The organism is Streptomyces sp. NPDC029836, from assembly GCF_055574495.1.
Window position 1 is genome coordinate 55,594 of sequence record NZ_JBVHZI010000022.1, and the last position, 22,415, is coordinate 78,008.

Annotated in this window: 22 protein-coding genes; 6 read left to right on the forward strand and 16 right to left on the reverse strand. The window is 73.1% G+C overall.

What is annotated here, in order from left to right:
* Window positions 1-3: 3 nt before the first annotated feature.
* The 5 genes from ACZ4XJ_RS34905 to ACZ4XJ_RS34925 all read right to left on the reverse strand — a co-directional run bounded on the left by ACZ4XJ_RS34905 (window position 4) and on the right by ACZ4XJ_RS34925 (window position 5,580).
* Window positions 4-2,373 carry an iron-containing redox enzyme family protein gene (locus tag ACZ4XJ_RS34905; protein ID WP_362881064.1) on the reverse strand — a complete coding sequence of 790 codons (2,370 nt, stop codon included), beginning with the start codon at window positions 2,371-2,373 and terminating at the stop codon, window positions 4-6.
* Between the two features lies 1 nt (window position 2,374).
* On the reverse strand, window positions 2,375-3,430 hold the full coding sequence (locus tag ACZ4XJ_RS34910) for a beta-ketoacyl-[acyl-carrier-protein] synthase family protein (RefSeq protein ID WP_362881062.1): 1,056 nt from the start codon (window positions 3,428-3,430) through the stop codon (window positions 2,375-2,377).
* Window positions 3,427-4,344, reverse strand: a complete 918-nt coding sequence (locus tag ACZ4XJ_RS34915) for an isocitrate lyase/PEP mutase family protein (RefSeq protein ID WP_468498579.1) — start codon at window positions 4,342-4,344, stop codon at window positions 3,427-3,429. The genes ACZ4XJ_RS34910 and ACZ4XJ_RS34915 overlap by 4 nt, the downstream gene beginning before the upstream one ends.
* Before the next feature lie 54 nt (window positions 4,345-4,398).
* The gene (locus tag ACZ4XJ_RS34920) at window positions 4,399-5,214 is read right to left on the reverse strand and encodes a thioesterase II family protein (protein WP_362881059.1); all 816 of its coding nucleotides are present in this window, start codon (window positions 5,212-5,214) and stop codon (window positions 4,399-4,401) included.
* A gap of 75 nt (window positions 5,215-5,289) precedes the next feature.
* Window positions 5,290-5,580 carry a hypothetical protein gene (locus tag ACZ4XJ_RS34925; RefSeq protein ID WP_362881057.1) on the reverse strand — a complete coding sequence of 97 codons (291 nt, stop codon included), beginning with the start codon at window positions 5,578-5,580 and terminating at the stop codon, window positions 5,290-5,292.
* 255 nt (window positions 5,581-5,835) lie between these two features.
* On the opposite strand from ACZ4XJ_RS34925, the gene ACZ4XJ_RS34930 reads away from it, so the two are divergent.
* Complete coding sequence (locus ACZ4XJ_RS34930) at window positions 5,836-6,693, forward strand: LuxR C-terminal-related transcriptional regulator (protein ID WP_362881055.1); 858 nt, start codon at window positions 5,836-5,838, stop codon at window positions 6,691-6,693.
* A 129-nt stretch (window positions 6,694-6,822) separates the two neighbouring features.
* Here the strand turns inward: ACZ4XJ_RS34930 and ACZ4XJ_RS34935 are convergent, their stop codons facing one another.
* The 4 genes from ACZ4XJ_RS34935 to gdhA all read right to left on the reverse strand — a co-directional run bounded on the left by ACZ4XJ_RS34935 (window position 6,823) and on the right by gdhA (window position 11,397).
* Window positions 6,823-7,740 (reverse strand): DMT family transporter, encoded by a 918-nt coding sequence (locus ACZ4XJ_RS34935; RefSeq protein WP_362881053.1) that lies wholly within the window; start codon window positions 7,738-7,740, stop codon window positions 6,823-6,825.
* Window positions 7,741-7,831: 91 nt separating this feature from the next.
* Window positions 7,832-8,617: a thioesterase II family protein gene (locus ACZ4XJ_RS34940; RefSeq protein WP_468498580.1), complete on the reverse strand. Its 786-nt coding sequence runs from the start codon at window positions 8,615-8,617 to the stop codon at window positions 7,832-7,834.
* The gene (locus ACZ4XJ_RS34945) at window positions 8,614-9,966 is read right to left on the reverse strand and encodes an acyl-CoA synthetase (RefSeq protein ID WP_468498581.1); all 1,353 of its coding nucleotides are present in this window, start codon (window positions 9,964-9,966) and stop codon (window positions 8,614-8,616) included. The genes ACZ4XJ_RS34940 and ACZ4XJ_RS34945 overlap by 4 nt, the downstream gene beginning before the upstream one ends.
* A gap of 81 nt (window positions 9,967-10,047) precedes the next feature.
* Window positions 10,048-11,397, reverse strand: coding sequence for an NADP-specific glutamate dehydrogenase (gene gdhA, locus ACZ4XJ_RS34950; RefSeq protein ID WP_468498582.1), 1,350 nt, complete (start codon window positions 11,395-11,397; stop codon window positions 10,048-10,050).
* A gap of 181 nt (window positions 11,398-11,578) precedes the next feature.
* Between gdhA and ACZ4XJ_RS34955 the strand changes: the two genes are divergently transcribed.
* A complete protein-coding gene (locus ACZ4XJ_RS34955; protein WP_468498583.1) occupies window positions 11,579-12,109 on the forward strand; it encodes an anthrone oxygenase family protein in 531 nt (176 codons plus the stop codon).
* A 44-nt stretch (window positions 12,110-12,153) separates the two neighbouring features.
* Here ACZ4XJ_RS34955 and ACZ4XJ_RS34960 read toward each other — a convergent pair whose 3' ends face one another.
* The 7 genes from ACZ4XJ_RS34960 to ACZ4XJ_RS34990 all read right to left on the reverse strand — a co-directional run bounded on the left by ACZ4XJ_RS34960 (window position 12,154) and on the right by ACZ4XJ_RS34990 (window position 18,095).
* Window positions 12,154-12,732: an anthrone oxygenase family protein gene (locus ACZ4XJ_RS34960; protein WP_468498584.1), complete on the reverse strand. Its 579-nt coding sequence runs from the start codon at window positions 12,730-12,732 to the stop codon at window positions 12,154-12,156.
* A 183-nt stretch (window positions 12,733-12,915) separates the two neighbouring features.
* Complete coding sequence (locus ACZ4XJ_RS34965) at window positions 12,916-13,914, reverse strand: quinone oxidoreductase family protein (protein WP_362881041.1); 999 nt, start codon at window positions 13,912-13,914, stop codon at window positions 12,916-12,918.
* A gap of 80 nt (window positions 13,915-13,994) precedes the next feature.
* Window positions 13,995-14,726, reverse strand: a complete 732-nt coding sequence (locus ACZ4XJ_RS34970) for a DsbA family oxidoreductase (RefSeq protein ID WP_362881039.1) — start codon at window positions 14,724-14,726, stop codon at window positions 13,995-13,997.
* A 93-nt stretch (window positions 14,727-14,819) separates the two neighbouring features.
* Window positions 14,820-15,455: a hypothetical protein gene (locus ACZ4XJ_RS34975; RefSeq protein WP_468498585.1), complete on the reverse strand. Its 636-nt coding sequence runs from the start codon at window positions 15,453-15,455 to the stop codon at window positions 14,820-14,822.
* A 125-nt stretch (window positions 15,456-15,580) separates the two neighbouring features.
* Window positions 15,581-16,219: a DsbA family oxidoreductase gene (locus ACZ4XJ_RS34980; protein WP_362881035.1), complete on the reverse strand. Its 639-nt coding sequence runs from the start codon at window positions 16,217-16,219 to the stop codon at window positions 15,581-15,583.
* 83 nt (window positions 16,220-16,302) lie between these two features.
* On the reverse strand, window positions 16,303-17,214 hold the full coding sequence (locus ACZ4XJ_RS34985; RefSeq protein WP_362881033.1) for an NADP-dependent oxidoreductase: 912 nt from the start codon (window positions 17,212-17,214) through the stop codon (window positions 16,303-16,305).
* Window positions 17,215-17,309: 95 nt separating this feature from the next.
* Entirely contained in the window at window positions 17,310-18,095 is a 786-nt protein-coding gene (locus ACZ4XJ_RS34990; RefSeq protein WP_362881031.1) for an SDR family NAD(P)-dependent oxidoreductase, read from the reverse strand.
* Window positions 18,096-18,421: 326 nt separating this feature from the next.
* On the opposite strand from ACZ4XJ_RS34990, the gene ACZ4XJ_RS34995 reads away from it, so the two are divergent.
* From ACZ4XJ_RS34995 to ACZ4XJ_RS35010, 4 genes are all read left to right on the forward strand, one after another.
* A complete protein-coding gene (locus ACZ4XJ_RS34995) occupies window positions 18,422-19,690 on the forward strand; it encodes a beta-ketoacyl-[acyl-carrier-protein] synthase family protein (protein ID WP_362881029.1) in 1,269 nt (422 codons plus the stop codon).
* Window positions 19,687-20,904: a ketosynthase chain-length factor gene (locus ACZ4XJ_RS35000; protein WP_468498586.1), complete on the forward strand. Its 1,218-nt coding sequence runs from the start codon at window positions 19,687-19,689 to the stop codon at window positions 20,902-20,904. The genes ACZ4XJ_RS34995 and ACZ4XJ_RS35000 overlap by 4 nt, the downstream gene beginning before the upstream one ends.
* 90 nt (window positions 20,905-20,994) lie before the next feature.
* Entirely contained in the window at window positions 20,995-21,420 is a 426-nt protein-coding gene (locus ACZ4XJ_RS35005) for a nuclear transport factor 2 family protein (protein ID WP_281207540.1), read from the forward strand.
* Window positions 21,421-21,422: 2 nt separating this feature from the next.
* Window positions 21,423-22,352 (forward strand): MBL fold metallo-hydrolase, encoded by a 930-nt coding sequence (locus ACZ4XJ_RS35010; RefSeq protein ID WP_362881024.1) that lies wholly within the window; start codon window positions 21,423-21,425, stop codon window positions 22,350-22,352.
* The last annotated feature ends 63 nt before the right edge of the window (window positions 22,353-22,415 follow it).

A 22,415-nucleotide genomic window follows, 5' to 3' on the forward strand; every position in this document is an offset into this window, starting at 1 on the left:
TCCTCAGATGACCAGGTCGGCGGGGGTCCGGGCGGTGTTCTCGGCAGCGGCAGCGGCCTCGGCCTCGGCCTCGGCCTCCGCGCGGACGCGCTTGACCAGGCCGTGTTCGACGAAGTGCGCGAAGGAGGCGTAGCCGCGCCAGACCCGGCGCCACGCGCCCTGGACGGCCTCCTCCCCGGAGGCGGTGCGCACGTCGTCGAGGAAGGCCACGATGATCTCGGCGGACTGGCGGGCGTGACCCGCCGAGAAGTTGTCGATCGACAGGTGGGCCTCTTCGTAGGAGACGTCGAGGCCGTGCCGGCGCAGTTTCTGGATCTCGTGCAGCCGCATCGCGCCGAGGCCGAACATCTCGATGCCCAGGTTGTAGCCGAGGATCTCGTGGTAGAGGCTGTCGGGGAACAGCGACAGGCAGATCTGGTGGATCGAGAAGCCGTACAGGTGGTCCGGCAGGTCCCCCTGCTGGAGGAAGGCCTCCTGCCGGATGTGCGGCAGGTCCATGTCCATGCTGGCCAGCACCTTGTGGATGATCGTGATGTGGTTCTTCGCCATGTCGCCGCGGCCCATCTCGTCCGCGTAGATGGAGAAGAGCATGTCGTCGCCGCGCCGGTGCCGGCGGCCGAGGTTGCCGACGCGGTGGGCCCAGGTGCCGTCGATGAGGCTGCCCAGGGCGTACGTGGACTGCTCGAAGACGACCTCGTCGCGCGAGGGGATCTCGGTGAGAGGCTCGTACGGGTCCACCAGCTTGTCCCGGTAGATCCGCTCGACCCGCTCCATCAGGGCTTCGGGCGTGTAGTCGAAGTACGAGGCGTCGGTGAGCACGCCCCCGGCGCCGTGCGCGAACAGCAGCTCGGCGTCGGCCAGTCCGGCCTCGGCGCGGGCCCGGGCGGCCGGCAGCACGTTCGGGTGGCGCTCGAAGTTGACGAGGCGGTGGAAGAAGCGGCGGTGGTCGTGGGTGGGCTCGGGCTCGCGCACCACCAGGTCGGCGGGTTCGACCGAGGCGAGGCGTCCGCTCCAGGCGCGGGCGGGCTCGTCCCCGGCGGTGAGCGGTACGAGGTCGGCGCCGGCGGGCTCGCCGGCGGCGACGGAGCGGGCCCAGGCGGCGAAGACGGCCGCTTCGCGCTCGTCGAAGATGCCGAACATGGGGCCGCCGAACTTGATGGACTTCAGGAACCGGCAGGGTCCGCCGTCGCGGCCGGGCCGCAGCTGGCGGGCGGTGCGGAACTCCCGTACGAAGGCGGCCGGGTCGAGCTGCCCGTCGTCGAGCCAGTCGGTGAGCTTGCGGGCGCCGAGCCGGACGGCGCGGTGCTGGCGGCCCGCGTGCGGGGCGTGCCGCTCCACGATCAGGGCCACCTTGGCGTCGAGGGAGAGCCCCTCGTGCCAGGCGGCGAGCTCGGCGAGGGCGGCGGTGTGCTCGCGTTCCAGGCGGACCAGCAGGCGTACGGCCGCCAGGGCGCGGCGGCGGTCCTCGGCGCCGGTCGGCGACTGCGCGGTGAGGGCCAGGTACTCGGCGAGGACGGGGCGTACGTCGCCCTCCGCGAGCATCGGCTCGCCGCCGATCAGCAGCTCGTCGAGGCCCAGGGCGTGGGCGGCGTAGTGCACGCCGACCACCTCGGGGAGGAAGGAGGCGGGCAGCCGGGACAGGGCCACGTGGAAGGCGGCGTGCAGGGCGGTGAGGGGACGGGCCCCGGCCGCGTCGAGGAAGGCGGCGGCCTCGACGGCGGGCAGGAACACCCCGTGCTCGGCGAGCGCCCGCCGGCGGCGGCCCAGCAGGCCGGCGTCGGCGGTGCCCTCGCCCTGGAGCAGCCAGTGCTGGCCGAAGAGGCGGCCGACGATCTCGGCGGGCTGGGTCGCGGCCTGCGAGACGGTGTCGAGCCAACAGCCGCCGATCAGGGTGAGGGGGGCGCGCTGGCGCAGCACCGCGGCGCGGACCTCGGGGTCGGGGTGCTCGCGCAACGGGGTGAGTACGGCGGCGAGTTCGGCGCGGGCGGCGGCGACGTACGCGGCGACCGCGTCGGCGTCGGCGGGCTCGGGGAGGGGGTCGTCGGCGGCGGCGTCGCCCTCGGGGGCGAGGAACGCGGCGAGGACGCGCCGGGCTGCGAGCAGGGCGGCCTCGCCCTCCTGGTCGGCGAGCAGCCGGCGGAACAGGTCGGCGGGCGGGGCGGCGGCGATGAGGGCCGCTTCGGCGGCGCCGGCCGGGGAGGCCTCGAAGGGGCCGGCGGGCAGGGAGGTGGTGAGGTCGGGCAGCGGGAAGGCGGGCCCGAAGGAACCGCGGGCCAGGTCGAGGAAACCGTCGTCGGCGGCGCCGCTCCCGAGGCCGGCGCGGGCGGTCCCGCCGCCGGTCGGGTCGGCGCCCGTGGTCGTGTCGGTGGACATGTCAGCGGCCTTCCCGTCGGGCAGTGGTGGCGGTGGTCGGGGCGGGGTCGGCCGGGGCGCCGGCGGGTGTCGGGAGTCGGCGCAGCAGGACGCCGATGCGGACGCCGGGGACGCTGGACGCCAGCAGGTAGTGCCCGTGGGGCTTGAGCGCGCCGGCCGCCGCCCGGTCGACGAGGTTGATCAGCGGGTCGGCGGCGAAGCAGTGGCCGACGCGCGGGATGTTGTCGAGGAAGAGCTGGTCGCGGCCGAAGCCGGCTTGGCGTTCCTTGAGGACGACGAGCGGCTTGTAGAGGTTGGGGTGCAGCACCCCGTGGATGTCGCCGATCTTCATGCCGGCGTCGTCGAGGATCCGGTCGTTGACCTCGCGGGCGAGGTCGGAGCTGATCTCGTTGGACCAGTCGAGGCCGGCCGGGTCCTGCGCGCCGGCCCCGGCGACGATCTCGTACGCGTCCGGGCCGATCGGCGCGGCGGCGACCAGGCAGGAGGCGGCGCCGTCGCTGAACAGGGCGAAGTTGTCCATCCGGACGGACTCGTCGGTGACCCGGTCGGCGGTGACGACGACGACCCGGCGGTACATGCCCGCGGCGACGTACGCCTGGGCCGTGCGGATGCCCGCCAGGAGGTTTGCGCAGCGGCCGAGGGTGAGCCCGATGAAGGCGGCGGCGCCGAGGCCCGTGGCGGCCAGCACGTTCTCCACGAACGTGCCGTGGGTGCGCGGGCCGCCGGGGAAGCGGGTGGAGCACAGGATGAGGCAGTCGACGTCCGACGGGGCGACGCGGGCCGCGTCGAGGGTGGCCCGCACGGTCTCCGCGGCCAGGGTCTCCAGGCACTTGGCGGTGCGGTGGACGCTCCCCCAGCCCCAGAGTTCGGCGCGGGGCGGCATGCCGAACCGGCGGGCGCGCTCGGCGAGTCCCTCGATGGAGGTGTGGTCGTCGTGGAGTTCGCCGAGTACGTAGCGGGGCGCGGACAGGTGGACGACGGGCGCGGCGGCGGGTGTCGCGGGCGCCGCGCCGGCGGTGACGGGGGCGGGGTCGGGTAAGGCGTGCGGAAGGCTCACGGTGCCGGTTCGCTCTCTCGGTCGGCGGACGGGGCGGGGTCGGCCAGGAGTTCGTTGGCCTCGGCGTACGGGAGGGCGTCCGCGCCGAAGCCGAAGGTGCCGAGCTCGCTGATCTCGCGGGCGGCCCGGGTGAGGGCGCCGAGGGCGGCGCGCGACAGCGCCGATCCGGTGCTGACGCGGCGTACGCCGAGGGCGCCGAGGTCGGCGACGGACAGCGGCAGGGCGCCGCCCATCAGGACGTTGACGGGCCGGTCGACGGCCGCGCAGACGGCGCGGATGGCGTCCGCGTCGGGCAGGGCCGGGGCGTAGAGGACGTGGGCGCCGGCGGCCTCGTAGGCCCGCAGGCGGCGGATGGTGTCGTCGAGGTCGGGGCGGCCCTGGAAGAAGTTCTCGGCGCGGGCGGTGACGGTGAAGGGGAAGTCGAGCCCCTTCGCCGCCTCCACGGCCGCGGCGACGCGCTCGACGGCCTCCTCCAAGGGGCGTACGGGGTCCTCGTCGCGCCCGGTGGAGTCCTCGACGGAACCGCCGACGAGGCCGGCGGCGGCGGCGAGGCGGATGGTCTCGGCGACGTCCTCGGGACGTTCGCCGAAGCCGCTCTCCAGGTCGGCGGTGACGGGCAGGTCGGTGGCCGCGATGATCGCGGCGGCGTTGGCGAGGAGCTCGGCGCGGCCGACGCGGTTCGCCCCGTCGGGGCGGCCGAGGCTGTGGGCGAGGCCGGCTCCGGTGGTGGCGAGCGCGGCGAAGCCGAAGGAGGCCAGGACGCGGGCGGATCCCGCGTCCCAGGGGTTGGGGACCACGAAGGGGCGCGGGCCCTCGTGCAGGTCCCGGAAGGCGATGGCGCGCCGCAGTCGGGCGGCGGCGGGGGTTTCGGAGAGGGGCGCGTCGGGCGCGTCGAAGGAAGCCGCGTGGTTCATGGAGGTCCTCGCTGGTGAGCTGCCGGCGTGCGTCGGCCGGGGGGCGGATCGGGGTCAGATCAGCTCAACGTACTCATCCCCGACGGGCGTCGCGGCCGCGGCCGCACGGGCCAGCGGGCGCAGGACGCGGGTGACGGCGTCCGGCCGACCCTCGAAGTAGAAGTGGCCGCCGTCGGCCCAGTGCCGTCGCGGCGGCGTGGCGCATTCGCGGGCCCAGGCGTCCAGCGCGGCCGCGTCGACGTGCGGGTCCTCGGTGCCGTTGAGCAGGGTGACCGGGACGTCGAGGGGGGCGGCGGGCCGGTAGCGGTAGCCGGCGACGAGCCGGAAGTCGGCCTTCAGGTGCGGGAGGAGCAGTTCCTGGAGGGTCTCGTCCTCGACGACCTCGGGCGGCAGTCCGCCGAAGAAGCCGACGGCCTCGGTGAAGGCCCGGCCCTCCAGTCGAGCGGTGTCGACCACGCGGCGGGTCGGCAGCAGGCAGGGGGCGCTGCATCCGGAGACGACGAGGCCGGCGAAGCCGCGTACGCCGTCCAGGCGGCGGGCGACCTCGAAGGCGAGGGCGGCGCCGAAGCTGTGGCCGAAGAGCAAGAAGGGCTGGCCAGCGGCGGTGGTGGCGAGGGCGATGGCGGCGGCCGCGCCGTCGGCGAGGTCGGCGACGGAGGTGAGGGCCGGTTCACGGAAGCGGTGGCCCCGGCCGGGCGGGCAGACGGCGAGGATCCGCGCGTCCGTTCCCAGGTCGGCCTGCCAGCCGAGGAAGGTCCGGGGGTTCCCGCCGGCGTGCGGGAAGCAGTAGACGCGGGTGGCGGCCGTGGCACCGTCGTCGGCGGCGGCGGTGGTCTCGGAGGTCAGGAACCAGGGGGAGGGGGCAACCACGAGGATCAGCCATTCTGTTGCCGGTCGGTCAGTGGCGGGAGGGGACGCAGTGCAGGACGGGACGGCGGCGGACGGTCAGTTCCAGCCAACGTCGTTGGTGGGCCCGGGGGTGGGGTGGGTGGGGGCCGGCGTCGGGGTGGTCGTGCCGGGCTGCGGGTTGTTCCAGCCCACGTCACCGGCGACCACGTGCGGGTTCGTGTTGTTCCAGCCGACGTCGCCGAGCCGCAGGTGGCTGCCGGAGTCGGTGGTGAGGGCGCCCTGGGCGATCCCGGTGACGACCGTGCCGACGCCGAGGGCGACGCCCGCCGCGGCGAGTGCGACGCGACCGCGGATTCCCGAAACGCGGCCGGTCCGACGAGTCACCATGTGGTTCTTCCCCATTTTGCCCAGTCCCCTCAAGTCGTTTCGTGTTCGGTCATTCCAGGAACGCCAAACCGAGGCGGTTTCCGGCGGTGGTGATCGTCGGGCGCCTTCTGCGTGTTCGTTCCTGCGGTGAGACCAAATCTCCCCTGCCGGGTCACGACCAGGTAGACCTACGATGGCTCCGGTTTACGCATTGCGGGAACCGACGGGGTCCAGAACGCCACAGACAGCTGCATACCGGACAGACAGGGGTGGCACGTGGACGTAGTCAAATACGTCGAAACCGCACAGAGCGGTGCACCTGAAGCGCTGTGTGCGGCCGCGGCGGGGGAACCGCAGGCGTTCTTGCGGGAACTCGCAACGCACCTCGGGCTGTTGGCCCAGGAAGCCGCGCAGCAGGCCGCGCGCCCGGCCGTCGCCGCGGCGGTAGAGGCCGGCGCGGACGAGGTGGTGGTGGGCCCCGGGGTCCGTTACTTGCATGGCCTGGGCAGCATCTCCACGGCGATCAACGACGCCCTCGGCGCGGTCCGGCGGGACATCCTCACCGCGCAGCCCGACGGGGCGCGGCCGAGCGCGGTCCTGAAGGAGGCGCTGGAATCGGTGCGCCGGCACATCTCGGCGGGGATCGCGATGCGAACGCTCTATCAGCACACCACGCGATTCGACGAGGCGACGAAGGAATATGTCCGTGCGGTTACCGAATACGGAGCCCAGGTTCGCACATTGGAGGAATTCTTCGACCGGCTGATCATTGTGGACGACATCGCCTTCATTTCGGCGAACGAGGACCGTACCACGGCGATCTCCATTACCGAACCGACGATCGTACGATTTCTCCGCGACACGTTCGACAAGGCCTGGGACCGGGCGAAGCCCTTTCCCTTCGTGCCGCTGCACGCCGCGAAAGCGGCGGACGAAGTGGTTCCGGCGATCCGGGAGTCGATCAGTCGGCTGCTCGTGGAGGGCTACGCGGACAAGGCGATCGCCCGCCGCATCGGGATCAGCGAGCGTTCCCTCCAGGCCCACATCGCGGCCATCAAGCAGGAGATGGGCGCCCTCAACCGCTTGCAGCTCGGCTACCTGCTGGGGCGCAACGAGGCCACGTACGTCCTGTGACCCGCCCCCGGGCGGGGGCGGGTCACCGTGGGGCGGTCGAGGGGCGTACGGGGCGCCTCGGACCGTGCGTCCGGGCGGGACGGAAACCGGACGGCCGCCCGCCCCGAACGGCCCGCCCCGCCATGGCGGTTACTTTCCCGCAGCGACCTCCGTCGGCGCGGGCTCGGGCCGCCTGCGGGAGACCGCGACGCCGCCGAGGCAGATCGCCCCGCCCAGCAGGGTCAGCCAGCCCGGGACCTCGTCCAGCGCGAACCAGGCGATGACCACCACCACGGCGGGCACCGCGTACGTGGTGGCGCCCATCTTCCCGGCGGTGGTGCGCGACAGCGCGTACGTCCAGGTGGTGAAGGCGAGGGCGGTCGGGAACAGGCCCAGGTAGACCATGTTCAGGGTGGCGCCGAGCGGCGCCTCGGGGAGCTGGGAGATCAGCTGCCAGGCGAAGGGCAGGGTGCACACCGTTCCGACGAAGCAGCCGTACGTCGTCACCTGGAGCGGAGTGGCGTGGCGCAGCGCGGGCTTCTGCGAGACCACCCCGGCCCCGTAGGCGAGCGCGGCGACCAGGCACAGCAGCACGCCGAGGATCGAGGAGGAGCCGCCGTGGGAGGTGGACACGCCGACGACGGCCGCGCCGACGAAGGACACGCCCATGCCCGCGAGCAGCATCGGCGGAAAACCCTCCTTCAGCAGCCAGCCGCTGAGCAGGGCAATGACGATGGGGCCGATGTTGACGACCATCGCCGCAGTACCGGCGTCGACCTCCTGTTCGCCCCAGTTCAGCGTCACCATGTACAGCCCGAACCAGAGCACCCCGGAGACGAGGATCCCCGGCCAGGCTTGACGCGGCGGCAGCGGCACCCGCTTGACCAGGAGTACGACGCCCAGCGCGACCGAGGCCGTCAGCAGCCGCCCCAGCGCGAGCGCCCCGGGGCCGTAGTGCTCGGCCGCTGAGCGGATGGAGACGAAAGCGGAGGCCCACAGCACGACCGTGACGGAAGCCGCGAGGAGGGCGCGATGATCGGTTCTGGGATCGCCAGCCGTTTGGTCCATGCGAGCAACGTACCGACGCCCCCCGGCCCTGCCTAGATGATCTCCGGCGGGATCCGGCCGGCCGGGCCGCGGTGGGCCCGGCCGCCGCCCGTCAGGCTCCGGCGAAGGCCGAAAGGTCCTCGGTGAGCGCCCGGACCACCGCGTCGTGCTGCTCCGCCAGGTAGAAGTGCCCGCCGGGGAACGACCGGAAGGTGAAGGCGGCGCCGGTCAGCCGGCGCCAGTCCATGGCCCCGGCCGGGCTCGCCCGCGGGTCGGACTGCCCGCAGAGCACGCTGACGGGGGTGTTCAGGGGCGGCCCCGGCTCGTAGCGGTACGTCTCGATCGCCTCGTAGTCGCTGCGCAGCGACGGCAGGATCAGCTCCCGGAAGTCCGGGTCCGCGAGCAACCGCGGGTCGGTGCCGGAGAGTTCGCCCAGTCGGGCGAGGAGGGCGGCGTCGCCCTCGAGGTGGGTGGTGCCCTCCTCGGGCAGCAGCGGGGAGCGCCGGCCGGACAGGACGAGGCCGCGCGGGGCCGCGTCCGCCCGCTCCAGCCGGCGGGTCAGTTCGAAGGCGAGGACGGCGCCCATGCTGTGCCCGAAGAGCACCAGGGGCCGTTCCCGCCAGGGCAGCAACGCCCGCTCGACCTCGTCGACGAGTCCCGTCACCGTCTCGGGGCTCGGTTCGCCGAAGCGGTCCTGGCGGCCGGGGTACTGGACGGTGAGCACTTCGGCGTGCGGGGCCAGGTCCCGGGAGAGCGGGAAGTAGAAGGAGGCGTTGCCGCCGGCGTGCGGGAGCACGACGAGGACGGGGGCGTCCTGCGGGCGCACCGCGGTGTGGAAGCGGCGGATCCACGGGCTGCCGGTGGCGCGGACGTCCCTGGTGGTCTTGGCGATGGTCATGCGTGGTCCCCGGTGTCGTCCGTCAGCAGGAGCTTCTTCTGCGGTTTGCCCATGGCGTTGCGCGGTACGGCGGCGATGAACCGGACCTCGCGCGGTCGTTTGTGCACCGACAGGTGCGCGGCGACGAAGTCGGTGAGTTCGCCGCCCGTGACGCCTTCGGCGACGACGAAGGCGACGATCCGCTGTCCGAGGTCGGCGTCGGGGACGCCCACCACGGCCGCCTCGCTCACCTTGGGGTGGTCGAGCAGCGCGTTCTCGATCTCGCCGGCGCCGATCCGGTACCCGCCGGACTTGATCATGTCGATGGAGGCCCGGCCGACGATCCGGTGGACCCCGTCGGTCCCGTCGACGGCGGCGATGTCGCCCGTACGGAACCACCCGTCCTCGGTGTACGCGGCGGCGGTGGCCTCCGGGCGGCCCAGGTAGCCGGAGAACAAGGTGGGTCCGGTCAGCTGGAGTTCGCCGATCTCCGCGCCCGGTTCGGCCGCGATGCGGGTCCGGATGCCGGGCAGCGGGGTGCCGACGGCGCCCGGGTGGACCTCGCCGCCGGCGCGGCCGCTGAGGGTGATCAGGGTTTCCGTCATGCCGTACCGCTCGACCGGCCGGTGGCCCGTCAGGCGTTCCAGGTCCCGGAAGACCGGGGCGGGCAGGGCGGCGCTGCCGGAGACGAGGAGGCGGGCCCCGGACAGGGCCGCGGCGGCCTCCGGGTCGGCGGCGATGCGGGACCAGACGGTGGGCACCCCGAAGTAGAGGCTGCCGGCCGCCTCCGCGTAGGCCCTCGGGGTGGGACGGCCGGTGTGCACGAGCCGGCTGCCGGTGCGCAGCGCGCCGAGCACGCCGAGGACCAGGCCGTGCACGTGGAACAGCGGGAGCCCGTGGACGAGGATGTCCTCGGCGGTCCACTGCCAGGCGTCGGCGAGCGCGTCGAGGTCGGCGGTGATCGCGGCGCCGCTCAGGACGACGCCCTTGGGCGGCCCGGTGGTGCCGGAGGTGTACAGGATGAGCGCGGGGTCGGCGGTGGGTGCGCTCGGCAGGGGGCGGGCCGGGGCCCGGCGGGCGAAGTCGACGTCGATCTCGTCGGCGCCGGAGTCCCGCAGGATGTGCGCGCGCTCGGCGGGTCCCGCGTCGGGCGGCAGAGGTACGAGCGGCACCCCGGCGAGCAGGGCGCCGACGGTGGCCGCGACGGTCTCCAGCGAGGCGGTCGCCGTCACCGCGAACGCCGCCCGGCCCGCCACGTCGGCGGCGACGGCGCTCGCGGCGCCCAGCAACTCCTCGTACGAGGCGGTCCGTCCGGCGACGCTCAGGGCGTCCTTCCGGTCGCCGTACGTCCCGTCAAGCGCGCTCAGCACGGGTGGCTCCCTGTCAGTGGTGGAAGGCCAGGCTACGGCCCCCGGCCCGGTGTCCGGGCCGGGGTGCCCCGGCTTCCGGCGTCAGATCACGCCCTGGGCGAGCATCGCGTCGGCGACCCGCTCGAAGCCGGCGATGTTGGCGCCGGTGACGTAGTCGCCCGGTGCGCCGTACCGCTCGGCCGTCTCGTGGGCCACCGTGTGGATGTCGCGCATGATGCCCGCGAGTTCCTCCTCGACCCGGTCCGCGCTCCACGCGGTGCGGCCGGCGTTCTGGGCCATCTCCAGGGCGCTGACCGCGACTCCGCCCGCGTTGGCGGCCTTGCCGGGGCCGAAGGCGACGCCGGCCTCCTGGAAGAGGTGGACGGCCTCGGGGGTGGTGGGCATGTTGGCGCCCTCCGAGACGGCCTTGACGCCGGCGGCGATGAGCGCGCGGGCGTCGTCGGCGCCGAGTTCGTTCTGGGTGGCCGAAGGGAAGGCCACCTCCGCCGGGACCTCCCAGACCCGGCCCCCGGGCACGAAGCGGGCGGAGGAGCCGCGGCGCTGCGCGTACTCGCTGACGCGCCCGCGCTCGACCTCCTTGATCTGCCGCAGCAGCGCGAGGTCGATGCCCTTGTCGTCGATGACGTAGCCCTGGGAGTCCGAGCAGGTCAGCGGGTTGGCGCCGAGCTGCTGGAGCTTCTCGATGGTGTACAGGGCGACGTTGCCGGAGCCGGAGACTACGGCGGTGAGGCCGTCGAGGGCCTCGCCGCGGACGGCGAGCATCTCGGCGGCGAACAGGACGCTGCCGTAGCCCGTGGCCTGCGGACGGATCGCGGAGCCGCCCCATCCGGTGCCCTTGCCGGTCAGGACGCCGGCCTCCCAGCGGTTGGTGATGCGCCGGTACTGGCCGAAGAGGTAGCCGATCTCGCGGCCGCCGACGCCGATGTCACCGGCCGGGACGTCCGTGTGCTCGCCGATGTGGCGGTACAGCTCGGTCATGAACGACTGACAGAAGCGCATGACCTCCGCGTCCGACCTGCCGTGCGGGTCGAAGTCGCTGCCGCCCTTGCCGCCGCCGATGCCCAGCCCGGTCAGGGCGTTCTTGAAGATCTGCTCGAAGCCGAGGAACTTCACCACGCCGATGTCGACCGACGGGTGGAAGCGGAGGCCGCCCTTGTACGGGCCGAGCGCGCTGTTGAACTCGACGCGGTAGCCGCGGTTGACGTGGACCCGGCCGCGGTCGTCCGTCCACGGCACGCGGAAGATGATCTGCCGCTCGGGCTCGACCAGCCGCTCCACGAGGCCCGCTTCCGCGTACTCGGGACGGGCGGCGAACACCGGGGCCAGCGTGTCCAGGACCTCGCGCACGGCTTGGTGGAACTCGGGCTGGGCGGGGTTGCGGCGCTCGATGTCGGACCGCAATGCGTCCAGCCGGTGCTTCGGTTCGGTCACGGTCTGTTTCCTCTCCAGGCTTCGCGGGCGGGCGTGCGGGCCCGCGGAAGCGGAGGGTACCTCGTGGCCCTGTGGGCGCCGAAGGGTGTCCATCGGTTGAAACCGGGTGCTAACCGGCTCATCGGTCTTCCCCGTACGTCCGTGGATCTCCGCCCGTAGGATCGGCGCGTCCGTCAGCTGGATGACCGGATTTCGACTGCGTACGGGGGAGATCGACATGGAAACGGCACGGTTCGCGTCACTGATCGCGGCGACGATCACCATGGGCCTGGTCAGCGGCCTTTTCTACGGGTTCTCGGTGGCGGTGATGCCCGGTCTGCGGGCCACCGGCGACCGGACCGTGGTCGAGGTGATGCAACGGATCAACGTGGCGATCCTCAACGGCTGGTTCATGCTGGGCTACCTGGGGGCGCTGGTGTTCACCGGACTCGCCGTGGGCCTGCACGTCCCGGCCGACGGGCGGGCGGCGCTGGGGCCGCTGATCGGGGCGTTCGTCTGCTACGTGCTGGCGATGGTGGTGACCGGCGTGGTGAACATCCCGCTCAACAACGCGCTGGCGCAGGCCGGTCCGGCCGACGCCCTCGCCGACCCGGCCGCCGTCCGGCGGGCCTTCGAGGGCCCGTGGGTGCGGGCGAACGTCTGGCGCGCCCTGCTGTGCACGGCCGCGACGGGCCTGCTGGCCTGGGCCCTGGTCCTGCACGGCGGCGCCTGATCCCCGGGACGGCCCCCGCCCGTGCGGGGGCCGTCCCGGCCCGGTCAGCGCGCCGTGGCGCGGCCGTGCAGCAGCACGGCCCGGACGAGGGCGACGAGCGCCAGCGTGGAGAGCAGGGTGCGGAGTATGTTCGTGGTCACCCAGGTGCCCTGGAACTTGTCCACCACCGGGGCGGCGGACCCCGCCGCGCCGGCCGCGTCCGCGAGCTCGTCGTTCAGCGGGATGTTCACCGCGAAGGTGATCACCAGGACGGCGAGGTAGGCGACGGCGGCCGCCCCCGCCCAGAGCGCGATCGTACGGTGGCCCGTGCGCAGGGAGACCAGCGCGGCGGCGGCGGTGCCGAGCAGGGCCAGGACGAAGACGCTCCCGAAGAGGCCGTTGCCGTCGATGGCCGCGTTGAAGCGGTCCATGGCGGCGACGTACGCGGCGTCGTCGAGCCGGGCGAGGCCCGGCATCACCGAGACGTCGAAGGCGAAGAACAGGCCGGCCATCAGCCCGACGAGCACCGTCGACAGCCCGAGCAGCACCCCGGCGGCCCGTGTACCGTTCCCGGCGGCCGCGGCCGCTTGTCCCGTCGCCCGGCCCTGTGGATCCTGCCCCGGTACCGCTCTGTCCGGATTCATGACGCGTCCTCACCTGCAGTCGGCGGGCCCCGTACCCGCGCGCGGAGCCGATCGTGACATCCGTGGGACCCGCCTGTCAGGGCATCGGAGCGTCGCACCGGACGCGACCGGCCCCGCGGGCCGGAGCCTGCGGGGCCGGTGGCGGCCGTTCCGGTGCCGGAGGGCGGCGGCCGGGCGGTGGGGTCAGGCGGTGTGTTCCGGGATCAGGACGATCCGGCCGATCTGCGCGCGGGACTCGATCAGCCGGTGCGCCTCGGCGACCTCGTGCAGCGGCAGGGTCGCGTGCACGGCGTGCCGGACCGTGCCGTCGGCGAGCCGGTTGGCCAGGTCCTCGTGGTTGCGCAGGTATTCCTTGGGGCGGGCGGCGCGCCAACGCGAGAGCGCGAAGCCGGTCAGGAACTTCATCTCGATGAGCTCCATGGGCGAGACCTTGGGGATCTCCAGGCCGCCGCCGGCCGAACCGTAGAACACGAGGCGCCCGAAGGGGGCGAGGAGGCCCACTCCCTGGCGCAGCACGTCGCCGCCGACGCTGTCGAGGATGACGTCGACGCCCTTGCCGCCCGTCGCCGCGCGGACCTCCTCGGCCCAGTCGTCGCGGCTGTAGTCGATGACGACGTCCGCGCCCAGACCCCGTACGAAGTCCAGCTTGTCGGCGGAGCCGGCGGTGCCGATGACCAGGCCCGCGCCCGCCGCCCTGGCCAACTGGACGGCGAGGTGGCCGATGCCGCCGGACGCCGCGTGCACGAGGACGCTCTCACCGGGCCGCAGGGCCGCGGTGCCCAGCGTGCCGGCGGCGATCGGGCCCGGGGAGGGCAGCGCGGTCGCCTGCGCGGCGTCGAGGCCCTCGGGGACGGGCAGCACCGTGGCGGCGTCGACCACCGCGTAGTCGGCGTAGGCGCCGTTGAGGGTGAACGCGCCGACGCGGTCGCCCTCGTGGATGTCCGTCACACCGGCGCCGACGCCCGCGACGCGGCCGATGACGTCCCCGCCGAGGACGATGGGGAACTGCGGGCGCCACATGGGAGCGGGGAAGATGTTCCGCCGCATCTGGGTCTGCGCGAAGCCGACGCTGACGGCCTCGGCGGCGATGAGGACCTCGCCCGGGCCCGGCGTCGGAACGGGTGCTTCCTCCACGCGGAGGACATCCGGGTCCCCGTACTCGTGGATTCGGATGATGCGCATCTGACTTCCTCCGGTCGTGCCGCGGAGCGGGAAAGAGAAACGGACGGTAAAGGGGGGCCGGCCCGGCCGGGGGCCGGGAACTAGCCGGTGACGGGCGCCGAGCGGCCCGTGCTCTGCTTCAGTTCGAAGAAGTCCGGGTCGGCGGCCAGCGTCGCGAAGGCGCTCCACAGCTCGGCCGCCCGTTCGCCGCGCGGGATCGCGGACAGCACCGGCCCGAACTGGCCCGGGCCGCCGTCCACCGAGATCGTCGGTACGCCGATCAGTTCCTGACCGAGGTCGTGGTCGGGGACCCGGCCGTGGGAGGCACGCAGCTGCTCGTCCCACTCCTCGGCGTCCAGCGCCGCCAACAGGGATGCGGGCAGGCCGAGTTCCTCCAGGGCCTGGGCGCAGCCCGGCTCGACGCCGTCCAGCGCCCGGTGCATGGCCTCGCGGAAGTCGGAGTCGGCCGCGGTGCGCACCGGCTCGAAGATGCCGCCCGCGCCGTGGAAGCGGTTGCCGAGCGCCGTGTAGAGCGGGCCGACGACCTCGTCGCCGTGGGCCGCGCGGGCGGCGGCGATCAGCCTGACCGGCCCCCAGTAGCGGCCGAGGAGGGCGCGACGGGCCTCGGGGACCTCGGGGCCGCTGTTGAGGAGCGCCAGGCTCATCTCGTGCCACCGCAGGGTCAACGGCAGCCGTTCGGCGGCCTCCAGCACCCAGCGGGAGGTGATCCAGGCGAAGGGGCAGAGGGGATCGAACCAGAAGTCGACCGTCCGGCCGCCGGTTCCGTCCGTGTGCTCGGCCCGCGGGGCGGACGCGCTGTCGGTGTGTGGCATGTCTGTGGAGCTCCCCGGGGTGAGGGTGCGGGCGGGCGGGCGCGGCCGCCGAGAGGGATCGGCGGCCGCGCCCGGGGCCTGTCGGACCGTGGATCAGTAGCCGACCTGGGTGGTCGAGAACGTGACGGGCTGCGCCGGGTCGGCGTAGCACTGGAAGGGGTCCCACTCGTTGGTGGTCGGCTGGAGACGGTTCCAGCCGAACGCGGTGTCGGTGAAGCTGGAGCCGCCGGCGCCCGTGGTGAGGGTGCCGCTGCCCGGGGCGCGCAGGGTGACTTCGAGGTTCGGGAAGTCGAACTCGACGCCGCCGGCCCACTCGCCGTCCGACTTCACGCGCAGGTCGTTGCCGGTCCGCTCGACCCACTGCTTGGCGGTGCCGAGGTTGCTGCCGCCGGTCAACTTGTAGCTGAGGACGGTGGCGTTGGCGGGCACCTTGTAGTTGAACGAGATGGTGTTCAGGAGCTTGTTGTAGTCGGCGACGGCCTTGATCGGCGCCGAGTCGAACGTCACCTTGAAGGTGTGGAACGGGGCGACCTTGGTCGGCGCCGTGGTGGTGAAGTTACGGCTGTAGTCGACCGGTATCCACTCACCGGAGAGCCGGGTCTGGCAGACGTACGGGAGCGTCGTCGAGACGGTCGCGGCGGCGGCCGGACCCGACGTGGCGAGTACTCCCGTCAGGGCCAGACCGAGCGAACCCACCATGCCACCGGTCAGCTTCCACTTGCGCTGCACTGTTGTTCCCTTTCGGAGCCCGTCGGCGGGGAGGTGTCCCCGCCTGGTTGATCACTTTTCAGGAGCCTGCTGGAGATCCGTTGGAGGAAGGATCCAGCCAACCAGGCGGGTTCACGCTCCCCGGGTCAGGCCTTCGCGCGCTGGGCCCAGGCCGCTTCGAGAGCGGCCGTCAGCGCGGCCGGGTCCTGCACCCCGGACACCGGCGGGCGTCCGTCGATCACCACGGAGGGCACCCCGCCGACGCCGAGGGTGACGGCGCGGCGTTCGTCCGCGGCGACCCGGTCCGCGTAGCGGTCGCCCTCCAGCAGTTCCTTGACCTCGTCGGCGTCGAGGCCGGCCTTCGCGGCGATGCCGGACAGCACGGCCGGGTCGGCGACGTTCAACGCGTCGGTGTGGTAGGCGTGGAACAGGCCTTCCAGTACCGCGTCGACCCGGTCGCGATCGGCGGCCAGGTGGATCAGCCGGTGGGCGTCGAAGGTGCTGACGGGACGGGACGCGTGGAGGTTCAGCTCCACGCCCTCCTGCTCGCCGTTCGAGCGGATCAGCGCGATCCGCGCGGGTACGGCGGCCGGGTCGGTCCACTGCTCCATGGCCTCGGCCGCGGTGGGGCCGGGGACCCCGTCCGCGTCGGGGGCCAGCTCGAAGCTGCGCCACACCACTTCCACCGCGTCGCGGTGCGCGAACCCGTCGAGGGCCTTCGCGATGCGGCTCTTGCCGATGTAGCACCACGGGCACAGGACGTCGGAGTAGATCTCGATCTTCATGCGTAACGCTCCTCACTACGCGCCGCCTGTCGACCCGGACCGGCGGCTGCCGCTCCGGGCGGCGGCGCCGACTGCGTCCCGTCTCAGGCGACGGTGACGACGACCTTGCCCCGCACGTGTCCGGTCTCGACCTCGCGGTGGGCGTCGGCGGCCCGCTCCAGCGGGAAGGTCCGCGAGACCTCGACGCGGAGCTTGCCCGCGGCGTAGAGCGCGGTGAGCTCGGCGAGTCGGGCCTGCGCGCGGCGGCTGAAGATGCCGCGCACACCGAGCTCCTCCAGCCGCTCGAAGGCGACCAGGGTGCCGATCCGGTTCTTGTCCTTGACCAGTTCCACCGAGTCGTCGACGGCTACGCCGCCGATGCCGTCGAGGGCGGCGGTGACCCCCTGCGGCGCGAGCGCGCGCACCCGCTCCACCAGGCCCTCGCCGTAGACGACCGGGGTGGCGCCGAGTTCGCGCAGGTAGTCGTGGTTGCGCTCGCTGGCGGTGCCGATGACCGTGGCGCCGCGCTCCTTGGCGAGCTGCACGGTGATGGTCCCGACCCCGCCGGCCGCGGCGTGGACCAGAAGGGTGTCGCCCTCGCCGACGGCGAGGTCCTCCAGGGCGGTGTGGGCGGTCTGCGCGGACGCGGAGAACGCCCCGGCGACCTCCCACGGCATGTTGGCCGGCTTGAGGACGACCTGGTCGACGGAGACCACCAGGTATTCGGCGTAGCAGGACAGGATCGCCCAGCCGAGGACCTCGTCGCCGACGGCGAAGGCGTCGACGCCCTCGCCGAGCTCGTCGACGACACCGGCGAAGTCGTTGCCGACCTTCTGCGGGAACTCCAGGGTCGCCCCCGGCGGCGTCCAGCCTCCGCGGACGGCGCAGTCGTAGGCCTGCACGCCGGCGGCCTTGACCCGGACGCGGATCTGCCCCTCGGCCGGGCGGGGGGTGTCGACCTCCGCGACCTCCAGTACCTCGGGACCGCCGAACGCGTTGAACACCGCTGCCTTCATAGGACACTTCCTTACTTCGTGCGTGGGATTTCCGGCCCGGGGCTCGTGGCCGTCCGGGCCGCCGGCGGCGATGGGTCGGGCCGCCGGCGGGGGGATCAGTAGTTGCCGAGACCGCCGCAGACGTTCATGGCCTGCGCGGTGACGGAGCCCGCCGCGTCACTGACCAGGTAATCGACCATGGCGGCGACCTCCTCGACCTCCACGTAGCGGCCGATCGGGACGCGGGTGTGGACCTTCTCGGCGGCCTCTTCGAGGGTGATGTTGAAGGAGGAGGCGTAGTGCTGGCGGACCCGCTCGGCCATCGGCGTCTCCACGAAGCCGGGGCAGACGGCGTTCACGGTGATGCCCGTCTTGGCCAGGTCGAGACCGAGGGCCTTCGTGAAGCCGACCACGCCGTGCTTGGACGCGGAGTAGGGGGCGGCGGTCACGGCGCCCTGCTTGCCGGCCGTGGAGGCGATGTTGACGATGCGGCCCCAGCCCTTGCCGAGCATGCCGCCGGCGCTGAGCACTTCGCGCGTCAGCAGGAAGACGCTGTTGAGGTTGGTGTTGATGACGTCGTACCAGAGTTCGTCCGACATCTCGGCGATCGGGCCGCCACCGTTGCGCCCGGCGTTGTTGACGAGGATGTCGACGGTGCCGAACCGCTCGACGGCCGCGCCGACGAAGCGCTTGACGTCCTCCCGGTCGGTCACGTCGCAGGTGGTGCCGTCCACCGAGCCGCCGGACTCCTGGAGGGCCTTGACGGTCGCGGCCAGCCGGTCCGCGTCCCGGCCGCACACGAAGACGTGCGCCCCCTGGTCGGCGAGGTGGGCGGCGATGCCCCGTCCGATGCCGCTCGTCGCCCCTGTGACCAGCGCGACCTTGCCGTTCAGCGAGCCCATCGTGCCTCCGTATCGCAATGTTCCGGCCCTTTTCCGGACCAGACGGACTACGGAGAGCGTGGTTCCCCGCCCTCGACCGCCGGTCGAGACCCGGTGGAGGGGCCGGGCGGGCGCCCGGTCGTCGGTCTCCGGGGATACCCCCCGGTCACCGCCCCTGCCCGGGCGCCGAGACGGACCTTCGAGTGGTCTTCGAGAAAGGCAACAGAGCGTCAAAGGATCAATTGACGCAGTTTCTGTCGTGGTAGGGGGCCGGTCTCTCCGCAGCCGGGCCGGAAAGGACTTGACTCGATGTCCAGCTCGAACACCTACGGGACGAGCCGCGCGCGATGACCCGACGAGTGGTGATTACAGGAATCGGCGTGCGGGCACCCGGCGGCTCCGGGGTGAAGGAGTTCTGGGACCTGCTGTCGGCGGGCCGGACGGCGACCCGCGGCATTACCTTCTTCGACGCCTCGTCCTTCCGGTCCCAGGTGGCCGGCGAGGTCGACTTCCACGCGGCCGCCGAGGGCCTGTCGCCCCGCGAGATCCGCCGGATGGACCGGGCGACGCAGTTCGCGATCGCCTGTACCCGCGAGGCCGTCGCGGACAGCGGACTGGAGTTCGGCGGTGTGCCCGCGCACCGCATCGGCGTGAGCCTGGGCAGCGCCGTCGCCGCCGCGACGAGCCTGGAGAACGAGTACCTGGTCATGTCCGACCGGGGTCGCGACTGGGTCGTCGACCCCGACTACCTCTCCCCCCACATGTTCGACTACCTGAGCCCCGGAATCATGCCCGCCGAGGTCGCCTGGGCGGCCGGCGCCGAGGGCCCGGTGACGATGGTGTCGGACGGATGCACCTCGGGGCTCGACTCCGTCGGATACGCCGCGCAGCTGATCCGCGAGGGCAGCGCCGACGTCATGATCGCCGGCGCCTCGGACACCCCGATCTCCCCGATCGTGCTCGCCTGCTTCGACGCGATCAAGGCGACGACGTCCCGCAACGACGACCCCGAGCACGCCTCGCGGCCCTTCGACGCCACCCGCAACGGCTTCGTCCTCGCCGAGGGCAGCGCCATGTTCGTCCTGGAGGAGTACGAGGCGGCGCGCGCCCGCGGCGCCGAGGTGTACGCCGAGGTCAGCGGCTACGCCACGCGCTGCAACGCGTACCACATGACCGGCCTCAAGACGGACGGCCGGGAGATGGCGGAGGCGATCCGGGTGGCGCTCGACGAGTCGCGCGTCGACGGCACCGCCATCGACTACATCAACGCGCACGGCTCGGGCACCAAGCAGAACGACCGGCACGAGACGGCCGCCTTCAAGCGGAGCCTGGGGCAGCACGCCTACGAGGTGCCCGTCAGCTCCATCAAGTCGATGATCGGGCATTCCCTCGGCGCGATCGGCTCGATCGAGATCGCCGCGAGCCTCCTGGCGATCAAGCACAACGTGGTGCCGCCGACCGCCAACCTGCACACCCCCGACCCCGAGTGCGATCTGGACTACGTCCCGTTGACCGCCCGCGAGCACCGGGTCGACTCCGTCCTCACCGTCGGCAGCGGATTCGGCGGCTTCCAGAGCGCCATGGTCCTCCGCGCCCCCGAAGGAGCGAAGGCATGACCAGGACCGTCATCACCGGGCTCGCCGTCACGGCGCCCAACGGAATGGGCGTGGAAGCCTATTGGAAGGCGGTGCTCGACGGCAGCACCGGCATCGCCCCGGTCACCGGCTTCGACGCCACCGGCTACCCGGCCTCGCTGGCCGGGCAGATCGCCGGCTTCGACCCCGCCGACCACCTGCCGGGCCGACTGCTCCCGCAGACGGACCGCTCGACGCAGCTGGCGCTCGTCGCCGCCGAGTGGGCGCTGACCGACGCCGGTGTCCCGAACGACACCGTCCAGGACTACGACATCGGCGTCGTCACGTCGAACGCGCTGGGCGGGTTCACCTTCACCCACCACGAGTTCGCCAACCTGTGGACCAAGGGTTCGAAGTTCGTCAGCGTCTACGAGTCCTTCGCCTGGTTCTACGCGGTGAACACCGGCCAGATCTCCATCCGCCACGGGCTGCGCGGCCCCAGCGCCGCGTTGGTCGGCGAGCAGGCGGGCGGTCTCGACGCACTGGGCCACGCCCGCCGCACCATCCGGCGCGGTACGCCCGTCGTCGTGGCGGGCGGCGTGGACTCCGCCTTCGACCCGTGGGGCTACGTCTCCCAGCTGGCCGGCGGCCGCGTCACCCGCGAGAGCGACCCGGCCCACGCCTACCAGCCCTTCGGCGCCCGGGCCTCCGGGTACGTGCCGGGCGAGGGCGGGGCGATGCTCATCGTCGAGGACGCGGACGGCGCCGCCCGGCGCGGCGTCCGCCCGTACGGGGAGATCGCCGCGCACGCGTCGACCTTCGACCCCGCTCCCGGCTCGGACCGGCCGCCGACGCTCGGCCGGGCCGTGGAGGCCGCGCTCGCCGAGGCCGGGTTGACGCCCGGGGACATCGACGTGGTGTTCGCCGACGGCGCCGGCGTCCCGGAGCTGGACGCCGCAGAGGCGGACGCGATCCGTTCGGTGTTCGGGCCGGGCGGTGTTCCCGTCACCGCGCCCAAGGCGCTCACCGGACGCCTGTACTCGGGTGGCGGGCCGCTGGACGTGGCCACGGCGCTGCTGGCCATCCGCGACGAGGTGATCCCCTCCACGCCCACGGTCTCCGAGGTGCCCCCCGCGTACGGCATCGACCTGGTGCACACCGGGCCCCGCGAAGGCCGCATCCGCAACGCGCTCGTCCTGGCCCGCGGCCGGCACGGCTTCAACTCGGCCGTCGTCGTCCGCGCTCCGCGCGACTAGGCCGTCCCCTTCGGATCGGGTTCGGCCCGATCCGGAAGGGGCGCCCCGCCCCCGCCCGTTCCCCTCACCAGTCCCAGGAGGGACACCCACATGACCACCGCAGTCAGCACCGACCTCTACTCGCAGGTGCTCCACTTCTACGCCCACCAGATGCAGGCCCTCGACGCCCGCCGGTTCGAGGAGTACGCGGCCTCCTTCACCGAGGACGGCGTGTTCCTGCACTCGCCGGGCGCGGAGCCGGCCCGGACCCGACCCGGGATCGTGCGCGAGCTCGTCGAGTTCCACAAGAAGTACGACGGCCAGCAGGTCCGCCGCCGTCACTGGTTCAACCAGGTCGCCCTGGAGCACCAGGAGGACGGCACGATCAAGTCCACGGCGTACGCCCTGGTCACCACCGTCCGCCCGGGCGGTCAGCCGGAGATCAACCCGAGCTGCCTGGTCCACGACGTCCTGGTCGTCGAGGACGGCGAGGTGCGGATCGCGTCCCGCCTCATCACGCACGACCAGGTCTTCTGAGGATGGCGGCCGACGCCCGCGCCGCGGGCGGGGCGCAGCCCCGTCTTCAGGAAGTCGCGGACGGCGTCTTCGCCTACGTGCAGCCGGACGGCGGATGGTGCCTGAACAACGCCGGGCTGATCGTGTCCGGTGGGCGCTCCGCGCTGGTCGACACGGCCGCCACGGAAGCCCGGGCGAAGGCCCTGAAGGCGGCGGTCGAAACGGTCACGTCCCGACCGCCGCGGTACGTGGTCAACACCCACTCCCACGGTGACCACACCTTCGGCAACTACCTGTTCGCCGATGACGCCGTCGTCGTCGGGCACGAGGGCACCCGGACCGAGATGGAAACGGTGGGCCTGCACCTGACGGGCCTGTGGCCCGACGTCCACTGGGGCGGGGTCTCCGTGGTGCTCCCCGAGGTCACCTTCCGGGACCGCCTCGACCTGTACGTGGGAGACGTGCGGGCCGAACTGGTCCGGCTGGGGCCCGCCCACACGTCGAGCGACACGGTGGTGTGGCTGCCCGAGGAACGGGTGCTGTTCACCGGGGACCTGGTGATGTCCGGGTCGACGCCGTTCTGCCTAATGGGGTCGGTGGCCGGCTCGCTGGCGGTGACCGAGCGGCTGCGCGCCCTCGATCCCCGTACAGTGGTCGCCGGTCACGGGCCGGTGGCGGGCCCGGAGCTGCTCGACGCGACCGAGGGGTACCTGCGGTTCGTGCAGCGACTGGCCCGGGAGGGCGTCGCGGCCGGTGTCGGACCGCTGGACGCGGCCCGGGACGCGGACCTCGGGGAGTACGCGGAGCTGCTGGACTCCGAGCGTCTGGTGCCGAACCTGCACCGCGCGTACGCGGAGGAGCGGGGCGCGGCGCCGGGTGTTCCGCTCGACATCGAGCTGATGTTCTCGGAGATGATCGACTACCACGGCGGCCTGCCCGTGTGCCACGCCTGACGGCGGACACGGCGAAGGGGCCCCGCCTGCCGGCGGGGCCCCTTCGGCGTGCGCCGCGACCGC